This is a genomic window from Thermostichus sp. MS-CIW-15, assembly GCF_054060575.1.
Genome location: NZ_JBSSDI010000019.1, coordinates 36,858 through 52,143, shown reverse-complemented (window position 1 = coordinate 52,143; position 15,286 = coordinate 36,858). Strand labels below are relative to the sequence as shown.

At 60.2% G+C, this 15,286-nt stretch carries 14 protein-coding genes and 1 pseudogene; 8 read left to right on the top strand and 7 right to left on the bottom strand.

The window, feature by feature from the left end:
- A pseudogene (locus ACVW0R_RS08665) lies at positions 1-94 on the bottom strand (IS630 family transposase); the annotation flags it as partial.
- Between the two features lie 203 nt (positions 95-297).
- Here ACVW0R_RS08665 and ACVW0R_RS08660 point away from each other — a divergent pair.
- Together ACVW0R_RS08660 and ACVW0R_RS08655 are read left to right on the top strand one after the other, a co-directional pair.
- A complete protein-coding gene (locus ACVW0R_RS08660; RefSeq protein WP_414347108.1) occupies positions 298-486 on the top strand; it encodes a hypothetical protein in 189 nt (62 codons plus the stop codon).
- Between the two features lie 13 nt (positions 487-499).
- A complete protein-coding gene (locus ACVW0R_RS08655) occupies positions 500-2,878 on the top strand; it encodes an ExeM/NucH family extracellular endonuclease (protein WP_457501921.1) in 2,379 nt (792 codons plus the stop codon).
- 140 nt (positions 2,879-3,018) lie between these two features.
- Here ACVW0R_RS08655 and cbiD read toward each other — a convergent pair whose 3' ends face one another.
- On the bottom strand, positions 3,019-4,137 hold the full coding sequence (gene cbiD, locus ACVW0R_RS08650; RefSeq protein ID WP_011429040.1) for a cobalt-precorrin-5B (C(1))-methyltransferase CbiD: 1,119 nt from the start codon (positions 4,135-4,137) through the stop codon (positions 3,019-3,021).
- A 223-nt stretch (positions 4,138-4,360) separates the two neighbouring features.
- On the opposite strand from cbiD, the gene ACVW0R_RS08645 reads away from it, so the two are divergent.
- Positions 4,361-4,714: a hypothetical protein gene (locus tag ACVW0R_RS08645; protein ID WP_011429041.1), complete on the top strand. Its 354-nt coding sequence runs from the start codon at positions 4,361-4,363 to the stop codon at positions 4,712-4,714.
- A gap of 1 nt (position 4,715) precedes the next feature.
- Here the strand turns inward: ACVW0R_RS08645 and def are convergent, their stop codons facing one another.
- From def to ACVW0R_RS08625, 4 genes are all read right to left on the bottom strand, one after another.
- The gene (gene def / locus ACVW0R_RS08640; protein ID WP_099812609.1) at positions 4,716-5,312 is read right to left on the bottom strand and encodes a peptide deformylase; all 597 of its coding nucleotides are present in this window, start codon (positions 5,310-5,312) and stop codon (positions 4,716-4,718) included.
- Between the two features lie 459 nt (positions 5,313-5,771).
- On the bottom strand, positions 5,772-6,083 hold the full coding sequence (locus tag ACVW0R_RS08635; protein WP_011429043.1) for a DUF3593 domain-containing protein: 312 nt from the start codon (positions 6,081-6,083) through the stop codon (positions 5,772-5,774).
- Between the two features lie 3 nt (positions 6,084-6,086).
- Positions 6,087-6,413, bottom strand: a complete 327-nt coding sequence (locus ACVW0R_RS08630) for a DUF2499 domain-containing protein (RefSeq protein WP_011429044.1) — start codon at positions 6,411-6,413, stop codon at positions 6,087-6,089.
- Positions 6,413-6,589 (bottom strand): NblA/ycf18 family protein, encoded by a 177-nt coding sequence (locus ACVW0R_RS08625; RefSeq protein ID WP_011429045.1) that lies wholly within the window; start codon positions 6,587-6,589, stop codon positions 6,413-6,415. The genes ACVW0R_RS08630 and ACVW0R_RS08625 overlap by 1 nt, the downstream gene beginning before the upstream one ends.
- A gap of 379 nt (positions 6,590-6,968) precedes the next feature.
- Here ACVW0R_RS08625 and ACVW0R_RS08620 point away from each other — a divergent pair, with 379 nt between their 5' ends.
- The 3 genes from ACVW0R_RS08620 (at position 6,969) to ACVW0R_RS08610 (ending at position 9,230) form a co-directional block, all read left to right on the top strand.
- Positions 6,969-7,220, top strand: coding sequence for an RNA recognition motif domain-containing protein (locus tag ACVW0R_RS08620; protein WP_011429047.1), 252 nt, complete (start codon positions 6,969-6,971; stop codon positions 7,218-7,220).
- A gap of 118 nt (positions 7,221-7,338) precedes the next feature.
- On the top strand, positions 7,339-8,643 hold the full coding sequence (locus ACVW0R_RS08615) for a metallophosphoesterase family protein (RefSeq protein ID WP_011429048.1): 1,305 nt from the start codon (positions 7,339-7,341) through the stop codon (positions 8,641-8,643).
- A 341-nt stretch (positions 8,644-8,984) separates the two neighbouring features.
- Positions 8,985-9,230, top strand: coding sequence for a GlsB/YeaQ/YmgE family stress response membrane protein (locus ACVW0R_RS08610; protein WP_011429049.1), 246 nt, complete (start codon positions 8,985-8,987; stop codon positions 9,228-9,230).
- A 259-nt stretch (positions 9,231-9,489) separates the two neighbouring features.
- Here ACVW0R_RS08610 and speA read toward each other — a convergent pair whose 3' ends face one another.
- Complete coding sequence (gene speA, locus ACVW0R_RS08605; RefSeq protein ID WP_011429050.1) at positions 9,490-11,415, bottom strand: biosynthetic arginine decarboxylase; 1,926 nt, start codon at positions 11,413-11,415, stop codon at positions 9,490-9,492.
- A gap of 458 nt (positions 11,416-11,873) precedes the next feature.
- Between speA and pstS the strand changes: the two genes are divergently transcribed.
- Positions 11,874-12,956, top strand: a complete 1,083-nt coding sequence (gene pstS / locus ACVW0R_RS08600) for a phosphate ABC transporter substrate-binding protein PstS (protein ID WP_168173322.1) — start codon at positions 11,874-11,876, stop codon at positions 12,954-12,956.
- Positions 12,957-13,205: 249 nt separating this feature from the next.
- Entirely contained in the window at positions 13,206-15,092 is a 1,887-nt protein-coding gene (gene dnaK / locus ACVW0R_RS08595; protein ID WP_011429052.1) for a molecular chaperone DnaK, read from the top strand.
- Positions 15,093-15,286 lie beyond the last annotated feature (194 nt).

The window sequence follows — 15,286 nt, the reverse complement described above, 5'->3', positions numbered from 1 at the left end:
CCATGAAGCGTTTAGCTACCTGGCGGATGGAGGTGTTACCTGCCTGATAGGCTGCTACAACTCTTTGCCGCAAATCCAAAGAATGAGTCGGCATTCCTTTCTCTCCTTCCTCTTGAATACCTGTGCCCTATTTTAAATTAAAAGGCTGTATCAGTAGTTGCGGTAAAAATGGGATCCCCGAAGGAGGAGTGTGCGGATGTGGGTTAGGGCTGCTCTGCGCCGTGCTGCGCAACTGATGGCAGCGTTACTGATGGCAGCGTTAATGTTTTGCCTAGTGCTCTCAGTTTCTCTGAAAGGGTGCGGATCAGGGGGAGGATCGTTGCTCCCGCTTTCTCCTTTACCCACCCCGACAGCCACGCCCACCGCAACACCGACAGCGACACCGACTGCAACACCCACACCGACTCCCACGCCCACCGCAACACCGACAGCGACGCCGACTGCAACACCCACGCCGACGCCGACACCTCCTTTAGGAGCCTGTGATCCGAACGCCAACGTGACCCCGATTGGCACTGTCCAAGGCACTGGCTTCGCTTCGCCGCTGGTAGACCAAACTGTTACCGTTTCCGGGATCGTGGTGGGAGACTTTGAGAACGAAGGAGTAGCCAACCAAACCTATCTTCAGGGCTACTACCTGCAGGATGATGGCGACGGCAACCCGGCCACTTCCGATGGCATCTTCGTTTTCAGCGGTACGGCCAACAACGTCAGCCTGGGGGATAGGGTACAGGTGACGGGGAGAGTGGCCGAGTTTCGCCAGCAAACTCAGATCTCCAACGTTACCAACTTCACTATCTGCAGCTCCAACAATCCCCTGCCATCTCCGGTTCAGATCGCTCTGCCGCTAACTCCCGAGCAGCGGGAAGCTCTGGAGGGCATGCTGGTTACCTTCGGCAACCAGCCCCTGTTTGTAACCGACTCTTTCCTGCTGGGACGCCACGGGGAGCTGAGTGTAGCCACAGAGCGGTTGTTCACCCCCACGCAAATTGCGGATCCCAGCCAAGCGGCCGCCCTCCAGGAAGAGAACAACCGCAAACGGATCCGCATCGATGACCGGCTGCTCACCCAAAACCCGGATCCGGTTATCTATCCCACTCCTGGCGGTCTCAGCGCTGCCAACACGGTGCGGGGCGGGGATCGCGTCAGCAACATCGTTGGGATCATGACTCAGTTACAGGGCCGGAACGTCGCTGGCGACGTGGATGCCACCATCGACTACCGCATCCACCCCAACGATCCCAGCAACTTGCCGACGTTTCAGTCCGTCAACCCTCGCCCGCAAACTCCACCCGCGGTAGGCGGATCCCTGAAGGTGGCCAGCTTCAATCTGTTCAACTACTTCAACACCTTCGGCAACATTTGCTTCCCCAACAATTCCGAGTGTCGAGGGGCCAGGAACGCCGCAGAGTTCACCCGCCAGCGGGACAAGATCATCGAGGCGATTCGCCGCATGGACGCCGATATTGTGGGCCTGAACGAGCTGGAAAACGACGGCTATGGCCCGAACAGCTCCATCCAAGATTTGGTGAACGGTCTCAACCAGGTCATGGGGCCGGGAACCTACGCTTTTGTGGATGTAGGGGTAGCCAACCTAGGCGGTGATGCCATTACCAATGGTTTCATCTATAAGCCGGCTACGGTTGAAATTGCGCCTGGCACCAACCCCGCCTTTCTGGATACCGGGGAACTCACCCAAGATCCCTCGCTTCGTCGCCACCGCCCTCCCTTGGCCGTCACCTTCCGGCAGAAGAGCAACAACGCCATCTTCACGGTGGTGGTCAACCACTTGAAGTCGAAGGGATCCCCCTGTGATCCTGTCGACAACGATCCCTTCCAGGGCAATTGCAACGGCAACCGCAGGCGGGCTGCCCAGGAAATCCTGAACTGGTTGTCCACCAACCCCACCGGCTCCACCGATCCGGATGTGCTGATTATCGGGGATCTCAACGCCTACGCCAAGGAAGACCCGATCAAAGTCTTGGAGGAGGGCGGATTTACCAACCTCAACGGCCCCAACAGCTATTCCTTCAGCTTCCAAGGTCAGTGGGGATCCCTGGATCACGCCTTGGCCAACGCCAGCTTGAGGCCGCAAGTGACCGGGTCGGCCAAGTGGCACATCAACGCCGACGAGCCAGTGAGCCTGGACTACACCACGAGCTTCAAGAGCGCCTCACAGCAGAGCCTCTTTTACGCCCCGGATCCCTTCCGTTCTTCCGATCACGACCCGGTGATTGTCGGCTTGAACCTGACGCCGACGCCAACGTCAACCCCGACGCCAACACCCACACCGACCCCAACGCCAACCCCGACCCCGACACCCACGCCGACCCCAACGCCCACGCCAACTCCAACACCAACACCTCCTCCAGTTAACCTGCCTCTAACCGAAGACTTTGACAACTGCAACCCCGCTCCCGCTGGCTGGCAGATTGTGGATGTGGATGGCGACACCACCCGCTCTTGGCGCTGCGTCAATTCCTATGCCGAGGCCAACGCCTTCGGCGGCCAGCAACCGGGTGATGATTGGCTGATTACTCCGCCTCTGAACCTGGCTTCGGCCAACAACCCGGTTCTGACCTTCCGCAATCAGAGTTCCTTTACCGATAGCGGCGTTCCTTTTCCGCAACTAAGCGTTCTTTACTCCACCGATTACAACGGTGCGGGCACTCCGGCGGCGGTGCAGGCAGCCACTTGGACGGCCCTGACGATTCCCAATCCCTCTACAGGCCAATTTGTGGATTCTGGAAACATTTCTCTATCTGGGATCCAACCTCCTGGCCGTGTTTACATTGCCTTCCGCTATCGGTCTTCTGGCACAACTTCTGGCAGAGCCACTCGCTGGCGGGTGGATACGGTTAGGATTGCCGGGAATTAGGACTGGGATCCAAGTGCCAAACTGACTTCGATGGGCAGGAGCTGGGGGAGCGGCTTTGCTTCTCCAGCTTTCTTTTGCTCGCTTTTTTCCCTGAAAAGGGAGCCATATCAGGATTGGGGTAGGGTGGCGGCGTCCTTGTCTCAATCGAGACGACCTGGGATCCCCGCCTGAGCGCAGACCTGGCCCTGGCGATCGAACAGGGTTACCTGCACCGGCAGGGATCGAGCGGCATACTTTTGCACATAGGCTGTCGCCCGCTGGCGGATTTGTCGGGAAAGCTCCTGCAGCACCGGCTCTGCCCAGCCCAGATCCTTCAGATACTGCACCGCTGCCTCTACCGTCCTCAGCTCCAGCACCTGCCGCGCCTGCTCGGCTGTTCCCCCGCAGCGGATGAGGGCTGCCGCCAAGATCTCCAGGCGGGCATCGGCCACATGGCTGGAAGTGGTGAAAATGCCCCCCGCCAGCTTGATCAACTTGCCGTGGTAGCCGATCAAATGAATCGAGTCTGCCCCTCGCAATGCCGCTTCCACCAGCAGCGGCCCGATCCAATTGGCCACCAGTAGAATTTGTTCTGCTGGGATCCCTTGCCGCAAGGCCACCTGCTGCCCATGGCTGCCCACGCAAAAGGCCAGATGCCGGTGGTTGGCCAATTTCTGTTGCAATTCGCGGCGGGCCCGCTCCAGGCTCTCGGCACTGGCAGAAGGCTCCACCTCGGCCCGCGTTCCCAAGAGAGCCAGTCCCTCCAGCACCCCAAACGCCGCATTGGAAGTCCGCTCCGCCAAGAGTTTTCCCTCCGGCAAGATGATGCGCACCCGCAGGCGATACCCATCCGGGATCCCAGGCGAAAGATTGATCTCAAACAGGCGCCGAGCGTAAGCATAGATGGCCGGGCTGCCATCAGCATGCCGCCCCAGCCCCTCTCCCGCTTCCAGGAGCAAAGGCGGAGTGGCGGGATCCCGTTCCTCCAAGCCCACCCAGGCCCAGACCGGCGTGTTGCGGGTGAGATCCAGATGAGGGCCGGGATCCGAACGGGTAATGGCCAAAGCGGTGTTCTCCGAGAGAGCAGCCACCTGCTCCACTGGGATCCGGATGCAAACATCAGGGAACTGGGGCTCCACCTGCACTGCAATGACAGGATGAGCCCCGTCCTGCTCCAAAGGGATCCCCAGAAGGCGGCGGAGAGCGGCTTTAGCAGCAGCCACCGCAAACACGGGCAAGGTATAGCCCTGTTGTGACGAGGGGGGAACCGCATCCTGCATTTTTTGCCTGGAAATAGAGAGGAACCTGCTCTGGAAAAAACTTTGGAGAGAGCCTGTCTCAATTGTGGCCGACGCCAGCCAGCAGGACTGGCTTGATAGGGCAAACTCCTGAAGCCGACTTTAGTGCTCCAACCGCGTAATCGTTAAATGATCTGGGGGAAGAAGGGGAGGAGCGAGAACTTATCTCTTTCAATGAAAGTAAAGAGTCAGAACCGGGGCAGCTATGAGCGAAACCTTGCAGCACTATTTTGAGCGTCTGGAGTTGCAAATTCAGGAGCTGAAAGCTGCCATCGAGCGGATGCCGGAGCAGGTGGCGGCTGCTCTCCTGGCAAAGCAGGAGGCTAAAAAAAATGCCCCCGCCCCCTCCCGTTACAGCGTTCTCACCTCAGACTTGGTGGAAGATGGGAGCCACAACTTTTTGCTGGAGGAGGATCCCCCTGTAGTAAGCAACCGCAGCCCGGCGTATGAACTTGCTCCTGAAGCCCAGATCCAGCGCCTGAGCGCCCAGCTAACCGCTGCCTACAACCGCATTGCTGCTCTAGAAGAACAGCTCTTGGCGCAGCGCCTGCGGCAATGACCTAGCGAGGTTTCGGTGGAGGGGTGGCAAGTGTGCTGTTTTTGCGCTGCACATCTTGCATCTGGAAGCCGTGCTTGCGCAGCTCCTGATCCAACAGCAGCTCGTTTTCCACGTGATCCACAAACAGCACACCGTTGAGGTGATCGATTTCGTGTTGGATAACCCGCGCCAGCAGGTCGTCGGCTTGGAGGGTGCGGGGCCGCCCGGTTTCGTCCTTAAACGAAACCACCACCCCCTGCGGCCGCATGACCTCGCAGAAGACGCCCGGAATGCTAAGGCAGCCTTCCTGGCCGGCTACAACTTCGCCGAGGTACTCGCGGATCTCCGGGTTGATCAGCACCAGCGGTGGCACTTCCGGCTTATCGGGATAGAGATCTACCACAATCAAGCGCTTGGGAATGCCCACCTGGGGAGCTGCCAGGCCAATGCCATCGGCGCTGTACATCGTCTGCAGCATGTCTCGCGCCAACTGGCGGATCTCGTCGTTGACCTGGCTGACGCGCTTGGCCGGCTGCCGCAGCACCTTGTCACCCATGCGATGGATGCGCAGAGGCGGGTTTTTCAGCTTGGCTTTGGGGACAGAAAGGGTGGCCACCATCCGGCAGGTCTCTCAGAATAAACAACAGCAGACATCCCGTCTGGACTTCCATTCTACATTCAGTCCAAGCCGTGCCGAAGCGATGCGTCTGCTGTTCAGCTCCCCTCTGCCTCTGCCAGAGAAGCTGGGAATAGTTGCGTCAGCAGCACGGAGTGCTTGGGCTCGGCAGCGGGTAGGGCCGAAGGACTGGCTCGGGCTTGTTTGCAATCACCAAAACCTTGGCGGCGCAGGCCCCGTCCTCCCCCTTTCCCCCCGTATACGGGAGGATGCAAGGGGGGCTGGGGATCAGCCGCCTTCTATGCCATGTTCGCCAGCCCCACCCCGTTTGGGGAGGGTGCAGCGTTGTCAGTATCTGGGCTTAGGTCCAGGTTGGGGTTATGGCCTCCCCCACAAACATATGGCAGTCTCCCGCCCCTGTAGCTCGCGACAAGCGAGAAAGAATCCGGACTGGGGAGAAGGTCAATACAACTCGGAGCTGTCTTCCTCGACCTCTGGGGATCCCTGTTGGTCAATGGCTTGCTTGAAGCCCAGGGCCACCAGAATGTTGGAGAGGGTGAGGAAAGCCTCTGCTCCCCCATGCAAGGGATCCACATTGGCCAGGGAAGTGCCGTAATGCAGTTGGGCATACAACCCTGCCGGGATGCTGACGGCCACAAACAGTAGCAGCAGCCAAAACCCGATCAAAGCCAGGCGCGGGATCCGGCGGAGCCGCGACAGGAAAAACAAGAAGGCCAAATAGGGAAATAGAGAAAGGGCAAACAAACTGTCCATCGCCTAGCTTGGATCCCTCCTCCCAAGGGACTGATCCGCCTGCTCCGCCCGCCAAATGCGGTAGGCAGCCCAGGCCAGAGTGCAATTGCCCAGAAGTGTCAAGCTCGCCTGGGCAGTTACCACCCAGTTGAGGGCGGGATCGTTGTCAAACCAGTGCCAGGTAATGGCACACATTGCCCCCACCAGAGCAGGCAACATCGCCCAGCTCAAGCCGCGCCACTCTGGCCGGCCCGTTCGCTCCCCAAACTGCCACACGCAAACAATGGCCGCCAGCCATTCCAAGACGCTGGCAATGTGAATCCACCAGGTGGGAAACGAAAGGGCGTGCATCAAACCTCAAGAGAATGGCGCAGCAACTGGCGGTAGGTGGCCTCCTGCAACAGCATTTGCTTGTGCAGCTTGACCAGGATGTCCTTGGCCTGCTCAGGGCTCATGCGAGCTACCAGCGTCTCGAAAGCCCGCTGGCGAAATTCTTGCTCCAGAGAGAGACCTAGCGTTTCCTCCATTGTCGTCACCTTGAGACTCTTAGGGTAGGTGAGAGACTCGCGCTAGGATATCCCAGCGCTGCTCCCAACAAGCACTGCAAGCAGGACAATACATATCTTAACAATCTAGTTTAACAAGTTGCAACAAAACGACAAGGGCCTCCGGATACCGGTCGAGCCAGAGCTGGAGGGGAAACTCAACAAAGGAGCGGGAAAAGTACACGCCCGTAAAGTTTGACAAAAGCACATTTTGGATGGGAAAGTGCGAAGATTTTTGAGCGGCGATCCCTTTACATCCTGTCATGTTGTGCGATTAGGCGGGGCCCCGTGATAAAAGTGAAGTACCTTGAGCTTTGGTTGCCGCTCTTTCCGATTCGCGCCTTGCTTTGCTTGAATTGCCATGACCATTTTTGTGGGAAACCTAAACTATAAAGCCTCAACAGAAGAGCTAGCAGCTTTCTTCCAGCAGAGGTGGAACGTTAAGTCGGTTACAATCCCGATAGACCGAGAAACGGGCCAGACACGGGGCTTCGCGTTTGTGGATTTGGCCACGGAGGCCGAGGAAGAGGAGGCCATCGACGTCGCCAACGGCCAGGAATTTATGGGCCGACCTTTGCGTTTGGATCGAGCCAGGCCGCGCCGACAGGCTTAGCTTCAGCGGGGATTCCTCATCTGACTCCGAGTGGGGTGCCAATCCAAAAGTTGGCAAGGCAGGCAAACGGCGGGCAGGAGTGAGGGCAACGGATGGAAGGGCTTCAAGGCTGCTTGAGATGGTGAAGCTGCTGCATTTTTCCGATATTCATTTGGGCAGTGGCTTGGCCTACGGCTCCATCAACCCAGCTACGGGGCTGAACACGCGTTTGGAGGATTTTGTCGCTTCTTTGCGCCTATGCATTGATCATGCCCTCGATCAGGCTGTGGATCTGGTGCTGTTTGGGGGCGATGCCTTTCCCGACGCGACGCCGCCGCCGCTGCACCAAGAGCTCTTTGCCCAACAATTTCGCCGCCTGGCCGATGCCCGGATCCCGACCGTTCTCTTGGTGGGCAACCACGACCAGTACGGGCAGGGGCAAGAGGGCAACAGCTTGGCCATCTACCGCGCTCTGGGGGTGGCGGGATTCGTTGTGGGGGATCGGCTGCAGACCCATTGGATTGAAACTCGCAGCGGCCCGGTGCAGGTGACCACCTTGCCTTGGCTAAACCGCTCCACCCTGCTTGCCCGCCAGGAGAGCCTGGATCTCAATGCCGAAGTATTCACTCAGCAGCTCCTGCAGCGCCTCGATCTGGCTCTGGAAGGGGAGATCCGCACTTTGCAGCCAGGGATCCCGGCGATTTTGTTGGCCCATGTGATGGTGGATACAGCCCGCTACGGGACGGAGCGGCATCTTTCGGTGGGCAAGGGAGTGACGGTGCCCCTGTCGCTGCTGGCGCGGCCCGCCTACCAATACGTGGCTTTGGGTCATGTGCACCGTCACCAGGTGTTGTGTCGGGATCCCTTGGTAATCTATCCCGGCAGCATTGAGCGAGTCGACTTTGGGGAGGAACAAGAGGAAAAAGGTTGTGTGTTGGCAGAGGTGACGGCCACGGGGGCGAGCTACGAATTTTTGCCCTTGCCCACCCGCACCTTTCACTCCATCCGCCTTGATCTCACCCCCTATCCCCCCCAAGAGGTGCAGGCCAAACTGCTGGAGGCCATTGCCAAGGCCCCTGTACCCGGCTCCATCCTGCGCCTGATCTACCGCCTCCGCCCTGACCAGCTCGATTGCGTTGACGAGCGGACCCTGCACCAGGCCCTCGCCCCTGCCTTCAGCTATACTCTCGTCCCAGACGTGGTCAGCCCCAGCCGCATTCGCCTGCCGGCCCTGGATCCCAGTTGTCTAGAGCCCCTGACGGCCCTGGAGCACTATCTGGCCGACCGCAGCGATCTGGCCCCCTTGCGCAACGAGTTGCTAGCCGCTGCTCGTCAGTTGTTGGCGGAAGCAGCAGATCCCTTGTCAGAGGGAAATGCCAACAGGGAGGAGGCAGATCCTGCAAGCCTTGCTGAAGGGGAAGAGCAGCAATTGCCCTTGTTCTAGGGCTCTGCCTCCATTGCTTTGACCTTTGTCGGTCAGAGGTGGGGAGCAGGGCCGCTTCTAAAGAACCTTTGCCGCGTGATCCGGATCACTTCGGGAGGGGGGGGAAACGGCAGAGACTGGAACTGGGTTGAAGTCGTTGGCAACGACGCTCTCAGCTCACTTCCAGGGAACTAACCTAGGCTGGCAGATCTCACCCTGCCAGTCTTTCCTTTTGTAGAGCTGGGGAGCCGTGGAAAGCAAGGGATCCCTGTAGTTATCATGTCACTGCCAGGATCTGTCTCGACTTCGAAAGAAGCTGGAGGTGGAGTGGATTTGTCTCGAGAAAAGAAGGAGCAAAGGGCATGGAAAGCGTACTAAGGTCTCTAGTGATCGGGGCAATTGCCGGTTGGCTGGCAGGGTCTATCCAGCGCGGCTACGGTTTTGGCCTGATTGGTAACATCATTGTCGGCATTTGCGGAGCAGTTGTGGGAGAATACCTTTTCAACTTGCTCGGCTTATGGGCTACAGGTCTGCTGGGGAACTTGGTGATGGCAACCGTTGGGGCTCTGGTTTTGTTGGCGTTGGTCAACTTTCTTCGCCGGGCTTAACTTCTCCAAGGGGGGTACGTCGCCAGCGGGCAGGGATGGCTGACGTGACGCTGCTTTTTTTGGTTGGCTGTGGATCAAACCCGTGTCTGGTTCAGATTGCCGGGTAAGGAGCACCTCTGCTCAGGCCGGAAGCTGTCATTAGAAAAAGGGGGCCATAGAGCCCACCCCTTCCGTGACCTACTCCCGGCACTGAGTACAGCGCAGGGCTCAGCCACCCCCACCACCCCCACGAGCTAAAGCCGGGATGGCAGAGGGGCAGCTAGCGGTGCAGGTAAGTGTAGGCCCGCAGGTTGTCTTCAAAGTGCTGCTGCAGCGCCCTAGCCTGCTCTAGAGTGATCTGCCCCCTTTGTAGCGCGGCTTCGGTGGCGTGGTGGAGGGTTTCCACCAGGTCTTCGCTGTTGTACTGCACCCAGCTCAGCACTTCGCCGATGGTGTCCCCCTTGATGACTTGGGTGACTTGGTAGCCGCCGGGACGGGTGCGGATGTGCACCGCGTTGGTGTCTCCAAACAGGTTGTGCAGATCCCCCAGGATTTCTTGGTAGGCGCCCCCCAGAAACACCCCCAGCAGGTAGGGCTGCCCGTTGGGATCGTGCAGCGGCAAAACCGAGGTGATCTGCCCGTCTTCGCCAAAGAAGCGGTTGATCTTGCCGTCGCTGTCGCAGGTCAGATCGGCCAGGGTGGCCCACTGGCGCGGCTCCTCGTCCAGACGGTGGATGGGCATGATGGGGAACACCTGGTCGATGGCCCAGCTATCCGGCAGGGATTGGAAGAGGGAGAAGTTGCCGTAGTAGATGCTGGCCAGCATCTCGTCCAGATCCAGGAGATCTACGGCCACCGGCTGCCCCGCCTGGTGCTGCTCGTAGGCCAGCGTGCAGATCTTGTCGGAGCAGTTCCAAAACAGCCGCTCCACCTCGGCCCGCTCCCGCAAGCTGAGGGATCCCTCGGTAAATTGGCGCAGGGCGGCCTCTTTCAGCTCTTGGCAGCGGCGATAGTCGGCCACCAGGGTCTCGGGCCGGATCTCGTAGTAGAGCTGGTTCAGCTTTTGGATCACCTCAGCATCGGAGGTGAGCTGGGTGGGCATGGGGTAGGGGCTGGCGGCGTTGACATCCTGGATGTCGAAGACCAGCACCGACTGGTGGGACATCAGGGCCCGCCCGCTTTCGGTCACCAGCACCGGCGGCTGGATCCCGTGCGGCTGCAGGGCGGTCAGCACCGTCTGCACCACGGTGGCGGCGTAATCTTCCAGGCTGTAGCTCTGGGAAAAGTGGCTGGTGGACTGGGATCCGTCGTAATCGACCCCCAAGCCGCCGCCGACATCCAGATAGCCCATCGGCGCCCCCAGCTTGACCAGCTCGATGTAGATCTGGCTGGCCTCCCGCACGGCCCGCCCATGCACGCTCACCATCGAGATCTGCGAGCCGATGTGGTAGTGCAACAGGCGCAGACAGTGCAGCTTGCCGACTTCCCGCAGCCGCTCCACCACCTGCAACATCTCGGTGGCCGTGAGGCCGAACTTGCCCCGATCCCCAGCCGAGGTGCCCCAGCGGCCACTGCCCTGGGCGGACAGCTTGGCCCGCACCCCCAGCAGGGGATCAATCCCCAGGTGCTCGGCAGCTTGCAGCACCAGCTCCAGCTCTTGCAGCCGTTCCAGGACGATGATGGGGGTGCGCCCCAGCCGCTGGGCCAAGAGGGCCGTTTCCATAAAGTCGCGGTCTTTGTAGCCGTTGCAGATCAACAAAGCCCCAGGTGTATCCAGCAGAGCCAGGGCGATCAACAGCTCCGGCTTGGATCCCGCCTCCAGGCCAAAGTGGTAGGCACGGCCGTGCTTGACCACCTCTTCCACCAGGTGGCGCTGCTGGTTCACCTTGACCGGGTAAACCCCTCGGTAGACGTTGGGGTAGCCAAAGCGCTCGATGGCCTGCTGAAAGCTCTCACAAATCCGCCGCATGCGGTCGGCCACGATCTCGGGAAAGCGAATCAACAAAGGCAACTGCAAACCCCGCGCCACCAGATCCGTTACCAGGTGGTACAGGTCGATGCCCCCTTCCTGCTGCTGTGAGCCCTGTGGGGTTACCTCCACATGACCGGCGGCGTTGATACGGAAGTAGGGATCCCCCCAACCAGAAATGCGATAGAGCTTTTCGCTGTCTCGCAGTGTCCAGGGAGAACGAGTCAAAGTCGGCATAGTAGTCCCCCAGATACCGAGATGTGAACAGCGCAGGATTTCTGCACAGAACCCACAATATATTGCCCTATTCCAAGATATGTCAAGATTTTTCCAAGGCAGGGGGGATCCGGCCCCAAACCGGCTAAGCCTTGCCAGATAAGGCTTTGGCCTGAGGATCCCTCTGCAGTTGCTGCAGAACTCAACTCTCTCGTTCTCTTTTTTTTGCTGTTTTTCTTTGTTTTTCTCGCTCAAGCTTCGTTTTTTACTCTGGATCCAGAAGCGGGGTTGGGATCCCAACTGTTGCCCAAGAGCGCAGCGAATCCTGCAAGGATCGGCGACAAGTTGGTGGAGGGAAGAAGCTGCCTTTTGCGGAAGGTTGTCCCCTCTGGTGCTTCCCAGAGCTCAGGATGGCCACCCTTGACAGGGCTCCGTAGGCAAGACAAGGATCGGGGCGGAGAGCTTGGAGCGCCTCAGCTATGGTGCAACTGCCCCGCCTTCGCCGCCGAGAAATGCTGCTGTCGTTGCTGGCTGCTGCTGGCCTGAGCGCCTGCCAAAGGGGATCCCGTTCTGGGCAGGCTGGCCCTGTTGCCGACAGCCAGCTTGCCGCTGAGACCTTGTTGATCAACGGGGCCGGGGCCACCTTCCCGGCTCCCCTGTATTTGCGCTGGTTTTCCGACTACCGCCAGGTGGATCCCAAAGTCGAAATCAACTTCCAGCCGGTGGGCAGCGCCGCCGGCATCCGCCAATTTATCGACCAGACGGTGGACTTTGCCGCCAGCGACGTGGCCATGACCGATGCCGAAATTGCCGAAGTCAAGCGGGGCGTGGTCATGATCCCGATGACGGCAGGCAGCATTGCCGTCGGCTACAACCTGCCCGGGATCCGCTCCGGCCTCAAACTGTCCCGCTCGGTGTTGGTGCAGATCTTCCGCGGCCAAATTACCCAGTGGCGGGATCCGCAGATTTTGGCCCTCAACCCCGACCTGGAGATCCCCGACCTGCCCATCGCCGTCTGCTACCGCTCCGACGGCAGCGGCACCACCGACACCTTTACCCGCCACCTGGCCGCCATCGACCCCACCTGGGCCTCCGAGATCGGCGTCGGCATGTCCCTGGAGTGGCCGGTGGGCATTGGGGTGAAAGGCAACGAAGGCATGAGCGCCCAGATGCTCCTCAGCGAAGGGGTGATCGGCTATGTGGAATCGGTCTATGCCCGCGACCTGGATCTGTCGGTGGCGGCCCTGGAAAACCGCCGCGGCGAGTTCGTCCTCCCCACCCCGGAAGCCTCGGCCCTGGCCCTGAGCGAAATCGAGCTGCCCGACAACCTGCGGGCTTTTGTGCCCGATCCCGCCGGCGCGGGGGCCTACCCCATCGTCACCTACACCTGGATCCTGGCCTACCGCCAGTATCGGGATCCCGCCATGGCCAACGCCCTGCGGGCAGTGCTGCGCTGGGCCCTCAGCGAGGGACAAGCTCTGGCCGCAGAGATGGGCTACCTGCCCTTGGCCGAAACCGTTGTAGCCCGCAGCCTGGAAGCCCTGCAGCTTATCCAGAGCTAGCCGCCCTTGCCCCAACCGGTCCTGGAAGCAAGGCCGCGGCAGGTACGGAGATCCGTAACTGTTCTGCCTTCCAGTCGCCAGAAATGGGCGGCATTCTCGCCCTGACCCAGATGCCCTGCTGGTTAGGATCGACCTAGGAAACGGCTAAATACCTGCTGAATTTTCACGGATTGGCTGCCCAAGCTACTTCATACAGCCTGGCGGCGGTAGCCGAGGTCACGTCTTGAACAAAAGGAGAACAAGGAGCCGATGGGAAAAGTTGTAGGAATTGACTTGGGCACAACCAACTCGGTTGTCGCCGTAATGGAAGGGGGCGTCCCCACTGTCATTCCCAATGCCGAGGGGAGCCGCACTACACCCTCAGTGGTCGCTTTCACCAAAGATGGGGAGCGCCTGGTGGGCCAGATGGCCCGTCGCCAAGCGGTGCTCAACCCCGAGAACACTTTTTACTCGGTCAAGCGGTTCATCGGGCGCAAGTACGATGAGCTGAACGTCGATGCCAAGCGGGTCTCCTACCAGGTGCGGCGGGATGAGCGGGGCAATGTCAAGTTGTACTCACCCCGCATGAACAAGGAATTTGCCCCCGAAGAGATCTCGGCCATGGTGCTGCGCAAGCTGGTAGAAGACGCCAGCCGCTACCTAGGCCAACCGGTCACCCAAGCCGTCATTACTGTCCCGGCCTACTTTAACGACTCGCAGCGGCAGGCCACCAAAGATGCCGGGAGGATCGCCGGCTTGGAAGTGCTGCGCATCATCAACGAGCCGACGGCGGCTTCCTTGGCCTATGGCTTGGACAAGCGCAACAACGAGACCATCCTCGTCTTCGACTTGGGCGGTGGCACCTTCGACGTCTCCATTCTGGAGGTGGGGGATGGCGTCTTCGAGGTGAAGGCCACCAGCGGCGATACCCAGTTGGGTGGCGACGACTTCGACAAGAAGATCGTCGACTGGATGGCCGAAGAGTTCAAGCGCATGGAAGGGATCGACCTGCGGCAAGACCGGCAGGCCCTGCAGCGGCTGACGGAAGCCGCCGAGAAGGCCAAGATCGAGCTGTCCAGCGTCTCCGAGACTACCATCAACCTGCCCTTCATCACCGCCACGGCCGATGGTCCGAAGCACCTGGAGTTGAAGCTCTCCCGCGCCCAGTTTGAACACCTCTGCGCCGACTTGCTGGAGCGCTGCAAAGGGCCGGTGGAGCAGGCCCTGCGGGATGCCAAGCTCACCAAGGCCGACATCAACGAAGTGGTGCTGGTGGGCGGCTCCACCCGCATCCCGGCGGTGCAGCGGCTGGTGAAGGAGCTGCTGGGCAAAGAACCCAACCAAACTGTCAACCCCGACGAGGTGGTGGCCGTGGGTGCTGCCATCCAAGCTGGCGTGCTGGCGGGCGAGGTCAAAGACGTGCTGTTGCTGGATGTCACCCCCTTGTCTTTGGGGGTGGAAACCCTGGGCGGTATCGCCACCAAGCTGATCCCGCGCAACACCACCATCCCCACCCGCAAGTCGGAGATTTTCTCCACCGCCGAAGATGGGCAGACCTCGGTGGAAATCCACGTGGTGCAAGGGGAGCGGGAGTTGGCTCGCGACAACAAGTCCCTGGGCCGCTTCAAGCTGGACGGGATCCCGCCGGCTCCCCGCGGTGTGCCGCAGATCGAGGTGACCTTCGACATCGACGCCAACGGCATCCTCAAAGTGACGGCCAGAGACAAGGGCAGCGGCAAGGAGCAGAGCATTTCCATTACCGGCGCCTCCACGCTGGATAGCAAAGAGGTGGAGCGGATGATCGCCGAGGCGGAAAAATACGCTGCCGAAGACCGCGCCCGCCGCGAGAAAATCGAGCGCCGCAACAAGGCCGACTCGCTGGCCTACCAGGCTGAGCGGCAGTTGAAGGAGCTGGGAGACAAGGTCTCCGCCAGCAAGCGCAGCCAAATCGAGACCCTGGTGCGAGAGCTGCGGGAGGCCATCCAGCGGGACGACGACAGCGCCATCCAGAGCAAAGAGCGGGAGCTGCAAGAGGCCCTCTACGCCATGAGCAGCGAGCTCTATCAGCAGCCCGGCGCCGCTTCCAGCTCCACCTCTGGGACAACCTCCGGCGGCAGCGACGACGTCATCGACGCCGACTTCACCGAGAGCAAGTAACGACAATGGGATCCCCCTGGGGCCCGCAGGGCGGATCCCGCCTTTGTCTGGAGCATCGATAATGGGGAGGGACGGGATGGGCGATAGCGTCTAGCCCGCCTCTTTCTCTTTTCGTCAACAGGTCAGAGGGAGGGATCCCTTGATGCCTGGCCTCTTGGTTTTCTGACCCTTCTCAGTGACTTGCCTGCGGACGC